This window comes from Rhizobiaceae bacterium, assembly GCA_023953845.1.
Lineage (GTDB): Bacteria > Pseudomonadota > Alphaproteobacteria > Rhizobiales > Rhizobiaceae > Arvimicrobium.
In genome coordinates this window covers 4,357,327-4,376,473 of sequence record JAMLJC010000001.1, presented here as the reverse complement: position 1 = coordinate 4,376,473, position 19,147 = coordinate 4,357,327, and the positions used below count along the sequence as shown (strand labels likewise).

17 protein-coding genes and 1 tRNA gene are annotated in these 19,147 nt (G+C 64.2%); 10 read left to right on the top strand and 8 right to left on the bottom strand.

Annotation, left to right across the window (positions count from 1 at the left end; all coding sequences use genetic code 11):
- Positions 1 to 118: 118 nt before the first annotated feature.
- Both M9955_21635 and M9955_21630 read right to left on the bottom strand, forming a co-directional pair.
- Positions 119 to 208: transfer RNA gene (locus M9955_21635), tRNA-Ser, on the bottom strand.
- Between the two features lie 197 nt (positions 209 to 405).
- On the bottom strand, positions 406 to 1,647 hold the full coding sequence (locus M9955_21630) for a hypothetical protein (GenBank protein ID MCO5084247.1): 1,242 nt from the start codon (positions 1,645 to 1,647) through the stop codon (positions 406 to 408).
- A gap of 294 nt (positions 1,648 to 1,941) precedes the next feature.
- Here M9955_21630 and M9955_21625 point away from each other — a divergent pair, with 294 nt between their 5' ends.
- The 8 genes from M9955_21625 (at position 1,942) to M9955_21590 (ending at position 10,746) form a co-directional block, all read left to right on the top strand.
- Positions 1,942 to 3,036, top strand: coding sequence for a glycosyltransferase (locus M9955_21625; protein ID MCO5084246.1), 1,095 nt, complete (start codon positions 1,942 to 1,944; stop codon positions 3,034 to 3,036).
- 267 nt (positions 3,037 to 3,303) lie between these two features.
- Positions 3,304 to 4,446, top strand: a complete 1,143-nt coding sequence (locus tag M9955_21620) for a septal ring lytic transglycosylase RlpA family protein (GenBank protein MCO5084245.1) — start codon at positions 3,304 to 3,306, stop codon at positions 4,444 to 4,446.
- 74 nt (positions 4,447 to 4,520) lie between these two features.
- Entirely contained in the window at positions 4,521 to 5,702 is a 1,182-nt protein-coding gene (locus tag M9955_21615; protein MCO5084244.1) for a D-alanyl-D-alanine carboxypeptidase, read from the top strand.
- Positions 5,703 to 5,766: 64 nt separating this feature from the next.
- Positions 5,767 to 6,438 carry a dTMP kinase gene (gene tmk, locus M9955_21610; protein ID MCO5084243.1) on the top strand — a complete coding sequence of 224 codons (672 nt, stop codon included), beginning with the start codon at positions 5,767 to 5,769 and terminating at the stop codon, positions 6,436 to 6,438.
- Positions 6,439 to 6,442: 4 nt separating this feature from the next.
- On the top strand, positions 6,443 to 7,492 hold the full coding sequence (locus M9955_21605) for a DNA polymerase III subunit delta' (protein ID MCO5084242.1): 1,050 nt from the start codon (positions 6,443 to 6,445) through the stop codon (positions 7,490 to 7,492).
- A gap of 84 nt (positions 7,493 to 7,576) precedes the next feature.
- Positions 7,577 to 9,130 carry a methionine--tRNA ligase gene (gene metG, locus M9955_21600; GenBank protein ID MCO5084241.1) on the top strand — a complete coding sequence of 518 codons (1,554 nt, stop codon included), beginning with the start codon at positions 7,577 to 7,579 and terminating at the stop codon, positions 9,128 to 9,130.
- Between the two features lie 2 nt (positions 9,131 to 9,132).
- Entirely contained in the window at positions 9,133 to 9,927 is a 795-nt protein-coding gene (locus M9955_21595) for a TatD family hydrolase (GenBank protein ID MCO5084240.1), read from the top strand.
- A gap of 3 nt (positions 9,928 to 9,930) precedes the next feature.
- Positions 9,931 to 10,746 carry an MBL fold metallo-hydrolase gene (locus M9955_21590; protein ID MCO5084239.1) on the top strand — a complete coding sequence of 272 codons (816 nt, stop codon included), beginning with the start codon at positions 9,931 to 9,933 and terminating at the stop codon, positions 10,744 to 10,746.
- A gap of 162 nt (positions 10,747 to 10,908) precedes the next feature.
- On the opposite strand, the gene M9955_21585 is transcribed toward M9955_21590, so the two are convergent.
- Positions 10,909 to 12,426, bottom strand: a complete 1,518-nt coding sequence (locus tag M9955_21585; GenBank protein ID MCO5084238.1) for a winged helix-turn-helix domain-containing tetratricopeptide repeat protein — start codon at positions 12,424 to 12,426, stop codon at positions 10,909 to 10,911.
- Between the two features lie 109 nt (positions 12,427 to 12,535).
- Between M9955_21585 and M9955_21580 the strand changes: the two genes are divergently transcribed.
- Positions 12,536 to 13,702, top strand: coding sequence for an MFS transporter (locus M9955_21580; protein ID MCO5084237.1), 1,167 nt, complete (start codon positions 12,536 to 12,538; stop codon positions 13,700 to 13,702).
- 45 nt (positions 13,703 to 13,747) lie between these two features.
- Here the strand turns inward: M9955_21580 and M9955_21575 are convergent, their stop codons facing one another.
- The 3 genes from M9955_21575 to M9955_21565 all read right to left on the bottom strand — a co-directional run bounded on the left by M9955_21575 (position 13,748) and on the right by M9955_21565 (position 15,936).
- Positions 13,748 to 14,221, bottom strand: coding sequence for a VOC family protein (locus M9955_21575; protein MCO5084236.1), 474 nt, complete (start codon positions 14,219 to 14,221; stop codon positions 13,748 to 13,750).
- Positions 14,222 to 14,454: 233 nt separating this feature from the next.
- On the bottom strand, positions 14,455 to 15,225 hold the full coding sequence (locus M9955_21570) for an endonuclease/exonuclease/phosphatase family protein (GenBank protein MCO5084235.1): 771 nt from the start codon (positions 15,223 to 15,225) through the stop codon (positions 14,455 to 14,457).
- Positions 15,226 to 15,432: 207 nt separating this feature from the next.
- Positions 15,433 to 15,936 (bottom strand): protein tyrosine phosphatase, encoded by a 504-nt coding sequence (locus tag M9955_21565; GenBank protein MCO5084234.1) that lies wholly within the window; start codon positions 15,934 to 15,936, stop codon positions 15,433 to 15,435.
- 206 nt (positions 15,937 to 16,142) lie between these two features.
- Between M9955_21565 and cbiB the strand changes: the two genes are divergently transcribed.
- Complete coding sequence (cbiB, locus tag M9955_21560) at positions 16,143 to 17,117, top strand: adenosylcobinamide-phosphate synthase CbiB (GenBank protein MCO5084233.1); 975 nt, start codon at positions 16,143 to 16,145, stop codon at positions 17,115 to 17,117.
- Here cbiB and M9955_21555 read toward each other — a convergent pair.
- Both M9955_21555 and cobO read right to left on the bottom strand, forming a co-directional pair.
- The gene (locus tag M9955_21555) at positions 17,101 to 18,564 is read right to left on the bottom strand and encodes a cobyric acid synthase (GenBank protein ID MCO5084232.1); all 1,464 of its coding nucleotides are present in this window, start codon (positions 18,562 to 18,564) and stop codon (positions 17,101 to 17,103) included. The genes cbiB and M9955_21555 overlap by 17 nt on opposite strands.
- Positions 18,565 to 18,567: 3 nt before the next feature.
- Positions 18,568 to 19,137, bottom strand: coding sequence for a cob(I)yrinic acid a,c-diamide adenosyltransferase (gene cobO, locus M9955_21550; GenBank protein MCO5084231.1), 570 nt, complete (start codon positions 19,135 to 19,137; stop codon positions 18,568 to 18,570).
- Positions 19,138 to 19,147 lie beyond the last annotated feature (10 nt).

The following is a 19,147-nucleotide window of genomic DNA, read 5'->3' as shown; positions in this document are numbered from 1 at the left end:
CGCTGGCGACGCGTCATTTCGCGGCGATGCCCATGCCGGCACTGCCGGAGGGCTGCGATCCGCGCATCACGCTGGGGCCGGACGCCGCGCTGTCGAAATCCATAAAGCAACAACGATATGGCGGAGGGAGTGGGATTCGAACCCACGGTGAACTCGCGCCCACGCCGGTTTTCAAGACCGGTGCCTTAAACCGCTCGGCCATCCCTCCGACGTTGTTTCGCTATGGCCTGCGTCCCCCTGTTTCGGGTTTCTGCTACCATTTTTCTACCGAACGCCGGTTTACGTGCTCGGCTTTACCGCTCTCCGGATCGCCGCGTCAACAAGGTTCCGGCGGCGCTTCCTGCTGCGAGCCGTGCCTTTGACTATCATGACGTTACGGAAAGCGTCGAGTTATGGACTCGCGACTCATCGACGGTCGGTTTCGATAAGCCGTTGCCGGAGATGATCCACGAAAGCGTCGAAACGCCCATTGCTGGCGAATACCTTCGGTATGTTTATCGCTATCTCGACGCCGTCGCCTGCTCCCATCAGCGTCAGGTTCGTTCCCTGCAGCGGGATCACGAAGCATGATCGCATCGAATAACCCTCCCAACTGTAGAGCGCGGGGTCCATGCGCCCGACATTGGAGATGCCAAGCGTGTGAATGTGCTTTTTCAGTGGGTTGTAGCCCGAATATCGAGCCAGCATCCGATCGATCCAGCGGCGCGGCAGGATTTTGAACAGCTGCCCGATCGCCAGATAGTAGCATTCCATGCGTCCGGCGAGCATGAAACGGAATCGCTCCTGAAAAACCTCGGCGCTCTCGCCTTTTTGCAGGGGCACGAAGACGACGCCGAAGAAGTTTGCGGTCGAAATGAGACCGGGCACGTGCCGCCTTATATCGACCGGCACGGTGAAAAGCGCGGGAAGATCGCTGTGCAGATGCATGTGCTCGGCAGCCGCCTGCGCGACGCGGCTGACGATGTCCCGGCTGCTGACGTCGAGCGTGATCCGCCGCCATTCGTCGCCGCTTTCCTCGCCCTCCGGTTCTCCCGTTAGCCGGCCTGTCGGGATAGGGCGCGAAATCGTCTTCTTCGGGTCGAACTTCCGCATGACGTCGACGTCGGTGAAGGGCGCGTTGGAGCCTAGCAAGGGTTCGCCGCGCAGCGCGCGGAACACCTCGGCGAGGAAATGCAGCGCGCCGCGCCCGTCCATTACGGCATGCGGCGTGCGCATGACGACCAGACGGCCGCGCGGCGACCGATTGACGAGCAGGAGTTCGACGGCAGGCCCTTCTTCGACCGAGAAGGCGGACGGACGCAGAAACCCGGCGCCTTTGCAGGACGTGCCGTCCCAGTCGGTTCGCTCGACGATGCGCAAGCGCGGCATCGGTCCGTCGCTCCGCCAGCGCGCGAACAAGGAACATCCCACGAGCCTGACCCGGCTTCCGGGGTTGGCCATACTTGCCTTGTCGAGCGCCTGCCGCCAGGCCTTCTCTTCGAAGTCGGCGCCGTCGCCCTCCAGAATGAAAGTCGCCTCGACGGGCTGGACGATGCCGCCGCTGCTCCCCAGGCTGGCGTGATAGTATTCGGAGACCGACAGCGGGCGATCGAAGCTGGTTATCGGCTCCAGGCGAATCATTGCAGGCCGCTCACGGCGGGTAGGCATCGGCTCGATCCGTACGGATTCCACTCTCTGATCGGATGTCGCACGGTCGGATTGGTCCTTGTTTGGCACGTCTGCGACCTCATGTCGCCAATTTTCGCGCTATGCGGGAAGCTGGTGGTTAGGCATATCGCGCAGCGAATGTCGACTCCAGCCGGCGCCCCGAGACTGCGGGTTGCATCGGACTCTGACAGGTTCGCTGCCGTCCGCACTTTCCGGTCGCCTCAAGGGATAGAAGAACGGGGTCTTCGAATGGCTACAGATTCTTCAGGGCGCACTGCGACAGGCGCGGAAAGCGTGGGTGAAACGACCGCCGGCGCCGCGCCGGCGCCGTCCATCTCCTTTGTAATTCCGGCCTACAACGAGGAGGCTTTCATCGGCCGGACTTTGCAGGCAATCCATGAGGCCGCCTGCGCGCTTGGCGAAAGCTACGAGATCGTCGTCGCAAACGACAATTCCTCCGACCGGACTGCGGAGATCGCCGAACAGGCCGGCGCGCGCGTCGTCACCGCCCACCATCGCCAGATCGCGGCGACGCGAAACTCTGGAGCGCGTGCGGCCCGCGGCAGATTCATCTTTTTCGTCGATTCCGACACGCTTCCGAACCCGAGAACCGTAGGCGCCGCCCTGAAGGCCATGAGGGAAGGGACCGCAGGCGGTGGTGGCGCGACGTGGTTCGAACGCGGCGAAAAAGTTCCGCTCTACGCCCGGGTCGGCCACGCCGGACTTCTCGTCGGCGCCATCCTCACGGGGTTCACCGGCGGGCCGTTCATGTTCTGCACACGCGAGGCGTTCGATGCGACGGGTGGGTTCCCCGAAAAGATGTTCTGGGGCGAGGAGACGCCGTTTGCGCAGGCCCTGAAGCGCGAAGGCAAGTTCGTCGTGCCCTGGACCCCGGTAAGGATGTCGGGAAGACGCTACCGGAAGTCGATGGAAAGAAATGCCTTCGTCATGGACCCCGTGATGAAGTCGCCCGGCAAGCTCTTCACCGACCGCTCGGTGGTGCAGAGCGCATGGTACGATCCGGATCGCACCGACACCAACACCGTGCCGACATCGCTGCGCGACCGTTTCTCGCACGTCGTCTGGCTGCTGGTGATCCTTTGCATTTATGTCGGTCTCGTCTGGAGCTTCATCCCCTGGACGATCCCGCCCTGGCCCGGGATGTTGGGCGCAGTCCGTGACGGTGTCACGATTTTCCTCGCGCATCTCGGGCTTGTCCTTTTGCCGATAGCGGCCGGGCTCATCACAAATGTGCTGAGGCAGAAGAAGCCGACCAACCTGCTGAGATCGACGCTGCTGATCGCCGCTCATCTCTGGATCGGCGGACTGTCACTCAAAACCGTCATCGAGACCTATGGCAGGCTTTGGGGATGGCTCGCGGGCGCCTGACGTGCGCTGTCGGATGCATTGCTCTGCGCACTTGCATGGAAGCTGTGCGTCGCACGCCACTTCTGCCACAATCCAGCCCCGATCTCGACATAATCGGTTAATCGGCCGATAAGCACTGTTCGGTTAGAGGAGGGGCGGGGCAGACGCGCAATGCGGTTCCGCCAGATGACGGTCCGGATCAGAAATCGACTGTCGGCGATGGTAGGTGGGGGCGATTTGGGAATTCGGTTTCTGAAGCGCGGACGTTTCTTCCGTTCCGGTTCGTTCATGGTTGTCGCCATATCGGCGGCATTGCTGACCGCATGTGGCAGCGCGCCGGAACCGAAGTCGATGGTGGTGAAGAAGCCGCGCTCGAAAGAGTATTTCGCCGAGTCCGAATATGGCGTGAAGGCGAGCCCGCGCGTCTCCAACCTCAAGTCGGGCCTGCCGCGCGGCGGTGGCCGGGATCAGCTCGGCAAGCCGTACAAGGTGCGCGGCCAGTGGTATTATCCGAAGGAAGTCAGGAATTACACCAGGAAGGGCGTCGCCTCCTGGTATGGCGACGCCTTCCACGGTCGCCTGACCGCCAACGGCGAAATCTACGATATGACGCATCTGACCGCCGCGCATCCGACGATGCCGCTGCCGAGCTATGCCCGCGTCACCAACACCGCGAACGGCAGTTCCGTTATCGTGCGCGTCAACGATCGCGGACCGTATTCCAACGGCCGCATCATCGATCTGTCCCGCAGGGCGGCCGAAATGCTCGACTACACGCATAGCGGCACGGCGGCGGTGAAGGTCGAGTATGTCGGCCGCGCGCCGCTTCACGGTCAGGACGATGCATATCTCGTGGCGTCCTATCGGCCGGGCAACGCCGCGCCCGATCCGTCGGACGGGCTTCCCACGGGCGTCATGATCGCCATGAACGGCTCGACGCCGGGCGGAAGCGCCCCGCAGGCCGCGGTGCCGTTCCCCGGCGAGCTGACGGACATCGCGACTACGGCGCCTGCGCTTGCCATGAGCGACATCGCCGATGGCGGCTTGATGCTGCCGGCGCTCGGACCGATCGCGCCGGAACGTCCCGGCCTCGACGAATTGCCGGGCGAGATCGTGGTCGCTTCGGCGATCATGTCCTACGCGGGCGAGCCGGCACCGCGCGCGGCGCGGGCGTTCGCTGCGCTGGACGCGGCGCCGCAGGAGAATTTCGCGCCCTACGTCGCGGCCGGCTCGTTCGAGGATGCCGGCGAGGCCGATTCGGTTGCGAAGAGGCTGGCTTCCTACGGACGCGTCGAAGTCGAGAGCGCAGAGTTCGACGGCACGCTATGGCATGCCGTGAACCTCTATCCGCGTTCCGGCGCGTCGGTCGACGACGTCCTCGATGCCGCCTGGAAGAATGGCGCGCGGGACGCCTTTGTTGTGCGCAACTAGCCGCGGAACCGCTGTCGTCTTGCTGTTGTCGGAAAGGCGTTGATAGCCTTTCGCCGACTCGCGGGAGCCGGCCATTGAGGATTTTCCGTTTCTGCTCCGGTCTGCCCGGCCATGTTGTCGTTACCGCCGCCCTGCTGACGGCGTGCCTGTCGCCTGTGGCGCTGGCAGCGCCTTTCGAGACGCTGGCGACGGAGGCCTATGTCGTCGAGACCGGCACCGGCACGGTCCTGCTCGAGAAGGATGCCGACAAGCCCGTTCCACCCGCATCCATGGCCAAGATGATGACCATGGCGGTCGTGTTCGACGCCATCAAGGCTGGCAGCCTGTCGCTGGAAGATACGTTTACGGTCAGCGAGAACGCCTGGCGCACGGGCGGCGCTCCATCCGGCACGTCGACCATGTTCGCCGCGCTCAAATCCTCGATCCGCGTCGAGGATTTGATCAAGGGCGTCATGGTGCAGGGCGCGAATGACGGCTGCATTATCCTCGCCGAGGGAATGGCGGGCAGCGAGGCGAAATTCGTCGAGCGGATGAACGCGCGCGCCCGGGATATCGGCCTGAAGAACTCGATTTTCGTCAATTCCACCGGCCTGCCGGCCGAGGGACAGGTGATGACGATGCGCGAGCTGGTCCAGTTGGCGCGCTATCTGGCAAGCGAGCATCCGACGCTCTTCGCCTACTACGCGCTGCCGGAATTCACCTGGAACAAGATCCTGCAGCGCAACCGCAACCCGTTGCTGCGGATGGATGTCGGAGCTGACGGCGTGCTGACTGGCTTCACCGAAGGCTCCGGCTATTCCATCGTCGGTTCGGTCAACAAGGACGGCAAGCGGGTGTTTGCGGCTCTGGGTGGCATGAAGACCGACAAGGAGCGCGCAGACGAATCTCGAAAGCTCTTTGACTGGATCTCCCAGGGCTTTGTGAAAAAAGAGCTTTTTCGTGAAGAGGAGATCGTCGGCCGCGTAGCGGTCTATGGCGGCGCACAGCCCGATATAGCCTTGAAGCCGGCGGAGCCGGTCGGCCTGCTGCTCGCGACCGATGGTGGCATGCCGGCGGCAGAGATCGTTTACGATGGACCGCTCGCCGCGCCCGTCGAGACGGGATCGCCGGTCGGCGTTCTGCGTATACGCTCGGAAGGCGGCATCAGCCATGAGACGCCGCTTGTTGCGGCCGAAACCGTGGCGCTTGGCCCGCTGCACAAGAGAGCGTTCGATGCGCTCAGGGAACTTGCCGTCGGCTGGCTGCGCAACTTCTGAGGGGGTGCTTGCCGGTGGACCTTTGCCGCCGGCGTGACTAAACAGAGGCCAGCAGGAAACGGACATGGCCGATCCGGGATTCTTCATCACCTTCGAGGGCGGAGAGGGCGCAGGCAAGTCGACGCAGATCGCGCGGCTAGCGAAGAAGCTGCGCGAGAAGCGGTACGACGTGCTGGTCACGCGCGAGCCGGGCGGTTCGCCGGGCGCGGAAGCGATTCGTGCCGTGCTGCTGTCCGGCGCGGCGGAGCCGATGGGCGCGCGCATGGAAGCGCTGCTTTTCGCAGCGGCGCGCGCCGACCATGTCTCGCAGGTGATCCGCCCCGCACTCGATCGCGGCGCGATCGTATTGTGCGACCGCTTCCTCGACTCGTCCCGGGTGTATCAGGGCGTCACCGGCAAGCTCGATCCCGAATTCATGAGCGAACTGGAACGGGTCACCGTCGATGGCGCGATGCCCGATCTGACGCTGATCTTCGACCTCGATCCGGAAGTGGGGCTTCGTCGTGCGACCGCACGGCGTGGCGCTCAAACGGCGGATCGCTTCGAGAAGGAGACGCTCGAAGTGCATCGCACACGGCGGGAAGCGTTCCTCGCTATCGCGGCGGCCGAGCCCGAGCGCTGTGTCGTCATCGACGCCGGACAGAATGTCGAAAGCGTCGAGGATGATGTGACGGACGCCGTCTTCGCGGCTCTGGCCGAGCGCACCATCAAGTCCTTCAACACGGCCGGAGCGTAAACGCATGGAGCGGCTTGCCCCGGAGCAGCACGACACGCTTGACGACGTCCCGGAGCCGGCGGAGGCGACGGCGCTCTATGGCCATGATGAGGCGTCGCGCATGCTCGCTGCCGCCTATCGGAGCGGCAAGCTGCCCCACGCGCTGATGTTCGTGGGTCCCCGCGGCATCGGCAAGGCGACGCTCGCCTTTCATCTGGCCAACCATTTGCTGCGCCATCCGTCGCCCGAAAATGCGCCGGACCAAATCGCGTCGCCTGATCCCGCCTCTTCGATCTTCCGGCAGGTTGCCACCGGCGCGCACCCCGGCGTGCTGCACCTCACCCGGCCGGTCAATGAGAAAACCAAGGCTTTCAAGTCGGCGCTGACCGTCGACGAGGTGCGGCGCATCAACCGCTTCCTGTCGATGACGTCGCATGACGGCAGCTACCGCATCGTCATCATCGACCCGGCTGACGACATGAATGTCAATGCCGCCAATGCTTTGTTGAAGAATCTTGAGGAGCCGCCCGCGAAAGCGCTGTTTGTTCTGATCGTCAACTCGCCCGGTGCGCTGCTGCCCACCATACGGTCGCGCTGCCAGATCGTGCGGTTGGCGCCGCTTGGCGACGCGGCCATGGCTACGGCGCTGGAACATGCTGGTTTCACCCTCCCGGACAATGCCGAGGCCCGTGCCGCACTACGGGCGAGAGCAGGCGGCAGTGTGCGCCAGGCCATTCTGCTCACCCAGTATGGCGGCCTCGAAATCTCCGAAGGGCTCGACCGGCTGATCGGCAAGGGCAGGGTGGAGGCCGCCGACGCGCACAGGCTGGCGGATGCGGTCGCCGGCCGGGACCGCGCCGTTCAGTTTGATATGTTCAACGACCATGTCCTTGGCATGCTCGCTTCCGCCGCATCATCAGCCGCGAGGGCAGACGATGTTTCCCGCGCCGGGCGGCTTTCGGAGGTCTGGCGCGAATTGCGGATTGCGATCGATGAAGCGGACACGTACAATCTGGATCGCAAGCAACACGCGCTGAACATGATCTTTCGTCTGAACGACACGTTTCGAATGTGACGCCGCCTGTCGGCTCGGGATGGCAACCGCCGTCCCGATGCGCTATGCCCCCTCCCAACTTCCAGGCATTCGAACGGCGTCATCATGTCCCGCGACAAGTTTTACATCACCACGGCCATTTCCTATCCGAACGGCAAGCCGCATATCGGCCACGCCTATGAACTGATCGCCACCGATGCGCTGGCGCGCTTCCAGCGTCATGACGGGAAGGACGTCTATTTCCTGACCGGCACCGACGAGCACGGCATGAAAATGGTGCAGACGGCGCGCAAGGAAGGCGTCACGCCGCGCGAGCTCGCCGACCGCAACTCCGCCGAGTTCAAGCGCATGGCCGCCGCGCTCAACGCCTCCAACGATGACTTCATCCGCACCACCGAGGAGCGCCACCGCCTCGCCTCGCAGGCGATCTGGAAGGCGATGGAGGCCAATGGAGACATTTACAAGGGCGGCTATGCCGGCTGGTATTCCGTGCGCGACGAAGCCTACTATGGCGAGGACGAGACGGAGGTCCGCTCCGATGGCGTGCGCTATGGGCCGCAGGGTACGCCAGTCGAATGGGTGGAGGAGGAGAGCTATTTCTTCCGTCTGTCTGCCTATCAGGACAAGCTTCTGGCCCTTTATAAAAGCGAACCCGGCTTCATCGGCCCGCAGGAGCGCCGCAACGAGGTGATGAGCTTCGTCCGCTCCGGCCTGAAGGATTTGTCGGTCTCGCGCACCACTTTCGACTGGGGCGTGCCGGTGCCGGGTGACGAGAAGCATGTGATGTATGTCTGGGTCGATGCGCTGACGAACTACATCACCGGCGTCGGCTATCCTGATGAAAAGGCTGATCTTTGGCGTTATTGGCCTGCCGACGTTCACATCATCGGCAAGGATATTGTTCGCTTCCATACGGTCTACTGGCCTGCCTTCCTGATGTCGGCCGGCATACCTTTGCCGAAGCGCGTCTTCGGTCACGGCTTCGTCTTCAACCGTGGGGAGAAGATGTCGAAGTCGGTCGGCAACGTCATCGATCCCTTCGCGCTGGTCGAGCACTACGGCCTCGATCAGGTGCGGTATTTCCTGCTGAGAGAGGTGCCGTTCGGACAGGACGGCAACTACAGCCACGAGGCGATCGTCAACCGGACGAATGCGGATCTCGCCAACGACCTTGGCAATCTGGCACAGCGTTCGCTGTCGATGATCGCAAAGAATGTCGGCGGCAAGGTGCCTGTGAGGGGAGACCTGACTGAGACCGATCGTGCCATTCTCGATCAGGCGGCGGCCGCTCTCGACACGGCGCGCAAGGCCATGGCCGACCAGCAGATCCATGTTGCGCTGGCGTCCATCTTCGCCGTCGTTGCGGAGGCAAACCGCTACTTCGCCGGACAGGAACCGTGGGCATTGAAGAAGACCGATCCGGCCCGCATGGAAACCGTGCTCTGGACCACGGCCGAGACGGTGCGCCGGGTGGCGATCCTTTGCCAGCCCTTCGTTCCGGCTTCCGCCGCTAGGCTGCTCGATCTGCTCGCTGTGCAGCAGGAGGCGCGGGACTTCGTCCATCTGGGCGACGAACACGCTCTTGTCTCCGGCGATGTGCTGCCGGCGCCGGAACCGGTCTTCCCGCGCTATGTCGAGAAGGCGGAAGGTGCTGCCTGAGCATGCTCGTCGACAGCCACTGTCATCTGGATTTTCCGGATTTCGCCGACGAGCGCGCGGACATAATCGCCCGCGCGCTCGAAGCCGGCGTCGGCCGCATGATCACGATCTCGACCCGCGTCCGGCGCTTTCCGCAGATACTGGAAATCGCGGAAGCGCATGAGGAAGTCTTCTGTTCGGTCGGCACGCATCCGCACAATGCCGCCGAGGAACTCGACGTCACTCCGGACGAACTGATCCGCCTTGCGGCACATCCGAAGGTGGTCGCGATCGGTGAAGCCGGCCTCGATTATCACTACGACAAGTCGCCGCGTCCCGATCAGGCAAAGGGCTTTCGCACCCATATCGCGGCGGCGCGCGAAACCGGGCTGCCGCTGGTCATCCACGCGCGCAGCGCCGACGACGACATGATCGCGATACTGGAAGAGGAAAGCGGGAAGGGGGCTTTTCCCTTCATTCTGCATTGCTTTTCCTCCGGCAGGCGGCTTGCCGAAGTGGGTGTGGCGCTTGGCGGCTACGTTTCCTTCTCGGGCATTCTGACGTTCCGGAACTCGCAGGACATCCGCGACATAGCGGCCGACGTCCCGCGCGACAGGCTGCTGGTGGAGACCGATGCACCCTACCTCGCGCCGGTGCCCCATCGCGGCAAGCGCAACGAACCGGCTTACGTCGCGCATACGGCGGCGGTTCTGGCCGAGACGATCGGTATCTCCACGGTCGAGATTGCAAATCTCACGACAGATAATTTCTTTCGCCTTTTCAGCAAGATGCCGAGACCGGCTGAAGTCAGGTCGTAGAGCGTGGGCGACCTGCTGCGCTTCACTGTCCTCGGTTGCGGCTCCTCGCCCGGCACCCCGCGCGTCAACGGCGACTGGGGCAATTGCGATCCCGCGAACCCGAGGAACCGTCGCACGCGTTGCGCTGCGATGGTGGAACGCATCTCCGCGCAGGGCGTCACGCGAGTGGTGATCGACACGGGACCGGATTTTCGCGCGCAGATGCTCGCTGCCGCCGTCACTCATATCGACGCGGTCGTCTACACGCATCCGCACGCCGATCACATCCACGGTATCGACGACCTCAGAACCTATGCGATCGACCAGCGGCGCAGGATGGACGTCCATGCCGACCTGCAAACGCAGCAGCGGCTGATGGATGCCTTCGGCTACTGTTTCGAGACGCCGCCCGGCAGTTCCTATCCGCCGATCCTCACGCGCTATACCATCGACCACGACAAGCCGGTCGTCATCGAAGGGAAGGGGGGTGCCCTCGCCCTTCGGCCGCTGGTTCAGGTCCATGGCGAGATCATGTCGCTCGGCTTCCGGATCGGCAGACTGGCCTATTGCCCGGACGTCAGCGCCTTTCCCGAGGCAACGCTTGCCCAACTCGCCGGGCTCGACGTGCTCATCATCGACGCGCTGCAGTACCTGACGCATCCAAGCCATCTGTCGCTCGACGAAGCCTTGCAGTGCATCGCCGCGCTGAAGCCGAAACGGGCCTATCTGACACACATGCATGTGCCGCTGGACTACGACACGGTCGAAGCCGAAACGCCGGCCCACGTCAGCCCGGCCCATGACGGTCTGGTCATCGAGATACCTTATCCTGAGGACTGAGGCTTTCCGGCGAGGGCCGCAAAGCCCGGTTTGCCCGGCATTCTGCCATATCCGTAAGTTCCATAATCTATCTTATGCGACTGACGGATGCAGCAATCAGAAGGTATGACAAGTGCTTGCCGGATCGCCCTGCTCCGCAATTTGGGACGCTGCGCCGGCGCGTCACTCCGGAAGACCAGCCTTGCGATGACCATCGACAAAATGCTCGAGCGTCGCGGCGTCGCGGAACGGCTCTGTCGTTGCCCAGTGGCCGGTGGTGAATTGCGGGTTGCCGACAAGGAACAGTTCGGCCTCGGCGCGCGCCTCGTCAATCCGGCCGAGTTGCGCAAGGCTCGCCGCCAGGAAGCGGCGCGAGCTTGTCCGATACGTTTCGTCCCTGCGGAGCGTCTCTATAGCAGCCGCGTATTCCCCGGCGGCATACTGCGCCTGTCCAAGCGTCAGATAGTACCAGCTTGCCGGAAACGGGTTCAGCCGGAACGCCTTGCGGATGTGCTCAAGGCCCTCCTCTGTCCGCCCGGCCAGAACCGCGATGTCGGACAATGCCGCCCAGGCGTCGGCCTCATTCGGGTCGAGCTCGATCGCTTTGGCGAATTCCGCATCCGACTCGGCGAAGCTGCGATCGTACGCAAGCAGGTAAGCCAGCACCCAGCGGCTGCCGGCATCGTTGGGATCGATCGCGACCGCCTTGCGCGCCAATTCCAGGGCAACACGGCGAGAAGATGCGGTCGGTCCGCCGGAGTGCACCCATCCCATCCAGTGGTTCATGGCAAGCCAGCGATAGGCCTCGGCGTATTCCGGATCGAGCGACACCGCGCGCGCGAGCAGCAGATGTGCTTCCTGCGCCGCCTGCGGCGAATCATCCATTAACTTGCGCGCCCGGACGCAGAGATCGTAGGCCTCGAGGTTTCTGGGGCGATGACGTGGCGGCGGGGCGCGCAGCCGGCCGAGCAACGCCTCCACGATCTTGGCCGTCACCTCGTCCTGAACGGCAAAGATATCGTCCACGCTACGGTCGAAGCGTTCCGCCCACAGATGATCGCCGCTCGCCGCGTCGACGAGTTGTGCGTTGATCCGCACGCGTCCCGCGGCGCGTCTCGCGCTGCCTTCCAGAAGGTAGCGCACGCCAAGCTCCTTGGCGATCGCGCGCACGTCCATAGCCTTCCCCTTGTAGGCGAAGGCCGAGTTGCGGGCGATGACGAACAGGCCGGAGATTCGGGACAGGTCCGTGATCAGGTCTTCAGTCAATCCGTCCGCAAAGGATTCCTGCCCGGGATCGTTGCTGACATTCACGAATGGCAGCACGGCTATCGATGGCTTGTCTGGCAGCGGCAGTGTCTTTTGCCTCGTGTCAGCGGGCTTTTCGACGGTCTTCGTGAAGCGGTAGCCGACGCGTGGAACCGTGGCGATCCATTCGCCGCCATCGCTGGCCGGACCAAGCAGCTTCCTGAGCTGCGCGATCTGGACGGTGAGGTTGCCCTCCTCGACCGCCCTGCCCGGCCATGCAGCGTCCATCAATTCGGCCTTGTTCAGGATTTCGCCGGGCCGGCTGACAAGCGCGGCAAGCAGCTTCAGTCCCCGGTAGCCAACGGCAATAGGAGCATCGTTCCGAAGGAGCGTTCCCGCGTTCGGATCAAGCACGAACGGGCCAAAAGCAAAGCGCGATCCTTGCATGCGGCGCATCTATAGCCCGTTTGGAAGTTTTTGGAACTATTTGGGAGCGCTTGGGTACGACGCGATTCCGATCCTGCAGAATACAGCCTCTTGCTGGGCGAAGCTACGTGGAGTCCGCATGACGGCCGAAAGCACCGCATCACTGCGGGAGGATCGAATTCCATGGGCCGCGATGGCTGGCATCATCGCGACCGTCACGGTGTTCGCCGTGGCACAGGGACTAACCTACCCGCTGCTCAGCTTCATCCTGGAACGGCAAGGGACCACGCCCGGCCTCATCGGTCTGTCCGCCGCGATGACGCCACTGGGGTTCATCGTCTCCGCCCCCTTCATTCCGGCGCTGGCGCGGCGCCTGGGCGGCGCGCGCCTTGCGATCCTGTGTTCATTCCTGGCGGCAACCACGCTGTTCGCAATCGGCTGGGCGGAGGACGTCTGGACGTGGATGCCGCTGCGCTTTCTGATCGGCATCTTCGCCAATCCGCTTTACGTGGTCAGCGAGACCTGGCTGATCACGCTGACGCCTGCGTCCCGCCGGGGCCGCATCATGGGCCTCTACTCATCGATCGTTTCGGGCGGCTTCGCCATCGGTCCGCTGTCGCTCTGGCTGGTCGGCACCGAAGGTTGGCCGCCCTTCATGATCGGCATCGCGGCCTTCCTTCTCTGCGGCCTGATCGTGCTCGGCGTGGCGTTGCGCCTGCCGAAAATGCCGCATGAAGGCGAGGCGACATCGGTCGGCGGCTTCTTCGCGTTGGCGCCGCTCCTGTTGTTCGCGGTTTTCACGGCCGCTGTCTTCGAGCAGACTTTGATGTCCCTGCTCGCCGTCTATGGCGCCGCGCTCGGCAGAGGCGAGCAGCGCATCACCTCGTTGCTCGCCTGTTTCGTCGCGGGCAACGCCATTCTGCAGATCCTGCTCGGGCGCGGAGCCGAACGGTTCGGCTCAAGATGCACGCTGTTGTTCTGCGTTCTGGCTTCGCTGACAGGCTGCCTGCTGCTGCCGGCGATATTCGACGCGTGGCTCGTCTGGCCGCTCGTCTTCGTCTGGGGCGGGGCCACGTTCGGGATCTATACCATGGCGCTGATCCAGCTCGGCGAGCGTTTCACCGGTCAGGCCCTGATCGCCGGCAACGCGGCCTTCGCGGTCGTGTGGGGCCTCGGCGGCATTGTCGGCTCGCCTGCGACAGGACTGGCGATGCATCTGGTTGGGCATCAGGGGCTGCCGTTGTCCCTTGCCTTGCTGAGCGGCATACTGGCGCTGCTCCTGATGGCGGAAAGACGGCGAGCCTGATCGAGGCTCGCCTTATGCAGTATCTGACAGGCAGCGGTGGAACGATCAGCCGCGCCGGGCAGCCTCGATCGCGGCGACGTCGATCTTCTTCATCTCCATCATGGCGTCGAACGCCCGCTTCGCTTCGGCCCCGCCCACCGCGAGCGCCTCGATCAACACGCGCGGCGTGATCTGCCAGTTGACGCCCCATCTGTCCTTGCACCAGCCGCACGCACTCTCCTGGCCGCCATTGCCGACGATGGCGTTCCAGTAGCGGTCGGTCTCCTCCTGATCGTCGGTGGAGATCTGGAACGAGAAGGCTTCGTCATGCTTGAACGCCGGACCACCGTTGAGGCCGATGCAAGGCATGCCGATAACCGTGAAATTGACCACCAGCACGTCGCCCTGCTTGCCGGACGGGAAGTCGCCGGGCGCGCGGTAGATGGCGCCGACCCGGCTGTCGGGAAAGGTCTCCGCATAAAAGCGGGCAGCAGCCTCGGCGTCCTTGTCGTACCAAAGGCAAATCGTGTTCTTGGGAATCGCCATAGCTTGTCCTTTCGCTCTTGAAGCCGGTTCCGGCCCGGTTTCCCAAGCGCCCGGATGCGGATCGCCATCGGCATCCAGATGCGCCACGAATTCAGAATGCGCACGCGCCATCTGGCGTTCCACGGGCAACGCACAAGGTTGTGATGCTATCAGGGCTACAATCAGGCCCCCGGCTTCCAGATCGCGGTGTTCTGCCCTTTGAGACGCGCCTGCGGCCGCCTTCTCCGTCAGCCACCGGCAGCCCGCGCCGCGGCGGCGAGGTTCAGTCTGGCCTTGATCGGCAGATGGTCGGACGCGACGCGCGAAAGCTGCGAGTTGTGCACCTCGATGCTGGAGATGAGATTTGCGGGCCGGGCCAGAATGCGATCGAGCGCCAGCAGCGGATAGCGCGACGGAAAGCTCGGCAGTACCGCATGCACCGGCCCGAAATGCGGCAGCAGCCCAAGCAGCGACGAACGGTTGCCGACGCGCCACTCGTTGAGGTCGCCGAGAAGAATCGTCGGGTGCAGCACCGAGCGCGCCGCATCCAGCAGCGTGGAGGCCTGCTGCGACCGCGACCGTCGCAACAGGCCGAAATGCGCGGCGATGATGCGAACCGTCGCGCCTTTCAGTTCGAGGTCGATAATGACTGCTCCGCGCGGCTCGACGCCCGGCAGCCTGATCTGCCTGCATTCCTTGACGATGCCTTCGCGCGCAAGGATCAGATTGCCATGCCAGCCATGGCTGAAATCATTGTCGGGGCGATGCAGTGGGACAAGGTTGGTGCGTTTGTGCAGCGTGTCGAGATCGAGCAGGCCATTCCGGTTTCCGAGCCGTTCGTCCGCCTCCTGAAGCGCGACGATATCGGCGTTCAGTTCGACCACCACGTCAGCGGTTCGCTCCGGCATGAAGCGTCCGTCCGTCCCCACGCATTTATGGATGTTGTAGGACGCGATCGACGTGCAGTGGTCGCTGTCGAATTCGATGTAGCGCGGCGCACCCTTGCGGAGGGTGGTCACCAGTGACTTCTGCAATGTCGGCGTTTGATTGAGCATGAGAATCGAGAATGCGAATGGCTCAGACGGAATACTGCAACGCGGAGTACCCGCGCCTGCCGCGTCTCCCGTCCTCAACGGGAAGCAGAGCGCACGGTTCCGCCGGTTCCGGCTGAGTCCCTGAGCACAAAATGCGCCATGAAATGTGGCATCGCAACCTCGACCTCCGTCCTATATGTCGAGAGCGAAGGGTATGCCCTCGAAAGCCTCCTCCCCGCGCCCGATGCTCTTCACGGCTTCGATCATGCGACTTTCACGGCCGAGCAGCGCATCGGCCAGCGCGATCAGACGGATGTTCGGCGTGGCGCTTGGCGCCCGCGCGCGCAGTTCGCGGGCGAGTTCTGTCTCGTCGCGATCCGGCGCGAGTGCTGCCGCGATGATATAGGCCGCGGCGGTGGAGCGGCTGATCCCGGCATAGCAGTTGATCGCGAGTGGTGCCGACCGGTCCCAGTTGCGCGCGAAGCGAAGGAGATCGGTGACGTGCCGACGCGACGGGGCGATCATGCCCGGCGTCTTTTCCGTGATGTCGTGCATCTGCAGGATCAGATGGTTTTCGCGCAGGACACCCGCCGGGCGGGCGAACGTGCTGTCCTTGCGCAATAGTGTGACAAGCCGCTGCGCGCCGGAAAGCGCCAGCGTCTCGTCCAGTTTCGACAGTGGTGTAACGTAGATCATCCTGCCGTCATTCCGGTCTCGCAAGGCTGCCGGTCGCTGATGTTCGGTGACGATCCCGAAGCATCGCGCCTCGAATGGCATGGCGAGTTGCGGACAGGCGCGCGGATTGATACCGGTCGCGAGATCGATCCGCGGTCGCGGCGTGCATGAAAGCATCCGCTCTCCCCGAATTGATCAGCACCGGTGCAAACTCCTTTCGAAGCGTCATGTCAGCTCCCCTCGCCTTCCTGTCGCTTCTGGTGGAATTGCTCGTGGGTTATCCCGACCGGCTGGTCCGTACAATCGGCCATCCGGTGATCTGGATCGGCAAGCTCATCGGCCTGCTGGACAGGCGGCTCAACCGGCCGGAAGATACTCTGGCCCGTCGCCGCGCAATGGGCGTTCTGACGCTCTGCCTGCTCATCGTCATCGCCGGCGGTGTGGCATGGGGGATAGAGCGCCTTTTGCTCCCCCTGACCTTCGGCATTGTCATAGTCGCCGTGCTGGGCAGCGCCTTGCTGGCGCAACGCAGCCTTGCCACTCACGTCGCGGCCGTCGCCGCGGCCCTTGAAACCGGCGGATTGCCGGAAGGCCGAAAAGCCGTCTCTATGATCGTCGGGCGCGACCCCGACCGTCTCGATGAAGCCGCCGTCTGCCGCGCTGCGATCGAAAGCCTCGCCGAGAACTTTTCCGACGGCATCGTCGCGCCTGCCTTCTGGCTGACGGTGGGCGGCTTGCCGGGCGCGGCGATCTACAAGGTTGTTAACACCGCCGACTCCATGATCGGCCACAAGAACGAGCGCCATGGCGCGTTCGGCTGGGCATCTGCCCGTCTCGATGACCTGATCAACCTGCCCGCCTCGCGGCTCACGGCTCTGCTGGTGATCGTTGCTGCCTTTCTGCTGCCCGGCGCGAGCGCTGCCGAGGCATGGCGCGCGGTCTGGCGAGACGCAGGACATCACCGCTCGCCGAATGCAGGCTGGCCGGAAGCCGCCTTTGCCGGCGCATTGGGCCTCTCCATCGCCGGCCCGCGCCACTATGGCGGTGTGCTGACCACCGATGCGCCGATGGGGCGGGGTCGCCGGGAAGCGACGGCGGCGGACATTCGGCGCGCGCTCAGGCTCTACTGGATCGCCGATGCGCTGCTTGTCGCGCTGATCGGCCTGGTCGCGGCAAGCCTGCTGCTCACCGCGCATGGCTGAGCAGCCCGTCCAGATCGAGATGCGCCTCCATGTGAGCGGCCAGCCCATCGAGCGCCGCATCCACGCCATCGTCGTAATTCACGCCTGACGGCGATCCGCCGAGGCGTTCCAGCCATGCGCTCCGCTGTGCATCATCGACGAAGAAGCCGTGGACATAGGTTCCGGCGACACGTCCATCGGCCGACACCGCGCCCTCGCTCGTCCCGTCCGCCATGGTGGCGAAAGCGCGAGCAAGATCCGGCCCGGTCGTTTCGCCCATATGCATCTCGTAGCCGCGGAAGCCGATGCCGTCCGACGTCCGGCCGGAAGCCGGAACGAGCCGCTTGCTGCCGGTCAGCACCGTCGCCACATCCAGATGGCCGAGACCCTCGACCTTGCCGTCCGGACCTTCGATGCCGTCCGGATCGTCTATCGAGCGGCCGAGCATCTGGTAGCCGCCGCAGAGGCCGAGCACCCTGCCCCCGCGCCTGATATGGGCGGCAAGATCGACGTCGAACCCGGCCGCCCGAAACGCCCTGAGGTCGGCGATCGTCGCCTTCGAGCCGGGCAGCAGCACCAGATCGGCGTCGCCCGGCAACGCGGTTCCCGGCCAGACCCGAGCGATTTCGACGTCCGGTTCCGCTTCGAGCGGGTCCAGATCGTCGAAATTGGCGATATGCGGCAGGATCGGCACCGCGATCCTGATCCGCCCCGTTCGCCTTTCGCTCCCTTTGCCGCGGGACAGGCCGAGCGCATCCTCCGCCGGCAGTTTTCGCGCATCGGGAAAGAACGGCAGCAGCCCGAACGATTGCCAGCCGGTTCGGCGGCCAATATCGGCCATTCCGCTTTCGAACAGTCGTGGGTCGCCCCGGAACCGGTTGACGATAAAGCCCGCGATCATTGCGTCGTCGCCCGGCTCGATCACCGTCTTGGTGCCGACGAGGCTGGCGATCACACCGCCTCGGTCGATGTCGCCGATCAGCACGACCGGCACGTCCGCCGCCCGCGCAAAGCCCATATTGGCGATGTCGTTGGTCCTCAGATTGATCTCGGACGCGCTGCCCGCGCCTTCGACCAGCACGAGGTCCGCCTCGCCCTTCAGCCTCGAAAAGCTGTCGAGCACCGCATCCATCAGTTTCGGCTTGATCGTCTGGTATTCCGCCGCTCTGGCGGAACCGAAAACCTTCCCCTGCACGATGATCTGCGCGCCGGTCGCGCCCTGGGGCTTCAGCAGCACCGGATTCATGTGAACGGTCGGTCCGACGCGTGCCGCCCTCGCCTGCAATGCCTGCGCGCGGCCGATCTCGCCGCCGTCCTCCGTCACCGCCGCATTGTTCGACATGTTCTGCGGTTTGAACGGCCGCACCGTCAGCCCGCGATTGGCGAAGGCGCGCGCCAGTCCCGCCACCACCAGCGACTTGCCGACATCCGAGCCGGTGCCCTGAAACATCAGCGCGCGGGCGGGCATCGGCTAGAACTCGATGCCCTGCTGCGCCTTCACGCCCGCCGCGAAATGGTGCTTCACCAGCGTCATTTCCGTCACCAGATCGGCGGCGACCATCAGCGCGGGCTTGGCGTTGCGGCCGGTGACGACGACATGCAGGTCCGGCCGCCGGGATTTCAGCGCCGCCACCACCTCATCCAGATCGAGATAGTCGTAGCGAAGCGCGATATTGAGTTCGTCCAGCACGACGAGGCTCATTTCGGGATCGCCCATCAGTTCCACGGCCTTCGCCCAGGCGCGCCGTGCCGCGGCGATGTCGCGCTCCTTGTCCTGCGTCTCCCAGGTGAATCCCTCGCCCATCGTGTGCCATTCCACCCGGTCGCCGAACATCGCCAGCGCACCCTTCTCGCCGGAATGCCACGCGCCCTTGATGAACTGCACGATGCCGACCTTCCGGCCATAGCCGAGCATCCTGAGCGCCAGCCCGAAGGCGGCCGTCGACTTGCCCTTGCCCGGCCCGGTGTTGACGATCAGCAATCCCTTCTCGACCGTCTTCGACGCCACTTCGGCGTCCTGCACAGCCTTGCGCTTGGCCATCTTGGCCTTG

Bases quoted from the DNA above. Each gene is read 5' to 3' on its own strand.
- M9955_21630 (MCO5084247.1), bottom strand. From the start codon at position 1,647: ATGCCTACCCGCCGTGAGCGGCCTGCAATGATTCGCCTGGAGCCGATA.
- M9955_21620 (MCO5084245.1), top strand. From the start codon at position 3,304: ATGGTTGTCGCCATATCGGCGGCATTGCTGACCGCATGTGGCAGCGCG.
- tmk (MCO5084243.1), top strand. From the start codon at position 5,767: ATGGCCGATCCGGGATTCTTCATCACCTTCGAGGGCGGAGAGGGCGCA.
- M9955_21605 (MCO5084242.1), top strand. From the start codon at position 6,443: ATGGAGCGGCTTGCCCCGGAGCAGCACGACACGCTTGACGACGTCCCG.
- metG (MCO5084241.1), top strand. From the start codon at position 7,577: ATGTCCCGCGACAAGTTTTACATCACCACGGCCATTTCCTATCCGAAC.
- M9955_21595 (MCO5084240.1), top strand. From the start codon at position 9,133: ATGCTCGTCGACAGCCACTGTCATCTGGATTTTCCGGATTTCGCCGAC.
- M9955_21585 (MCO5084238.1), bottom strand. From the start codon at position 12,426: ATGCGCCGCATGCAAGGATCGCGCTTTGCTTTTGGCCCGTTCGTGCTT.
- M9955_21580 (MCO5084237.1), top strand. From the start codon at position 12,536: ATGACGGCCGAAAGCACCGCATCACTGCGGGAGGATCGAATTCCATGG.
- M9955_21565 (MCO5084234.1), bottom strand. From the start codon at position 15,936: ATGATCTACGTTACACCACTGTCGAAACTGGACGAGACGCTGGCGCTT.
- cbiB (MCO5084233.1), top strand. From the start codon at position 16,143: ATGTCAGCTCCCCTCGCCTTCCTGTCGCTTCTGGTGGAATTGCTCGTG.
- M9955_21555 (MCO5084232.1), bottom strand. From the start codon at position 18,564: ATGCCCGCCCGCGCGCTGATGTTTCAGGGCACCGGCTCGGATGTCGGC.
- cobO (MCO5084231.1), bottom strand. From the start codon at position 19,137: ATGGCCAAGCGCAAGGCTGTGCAGGACGCCGAAGTGGCGTCGAAGACG.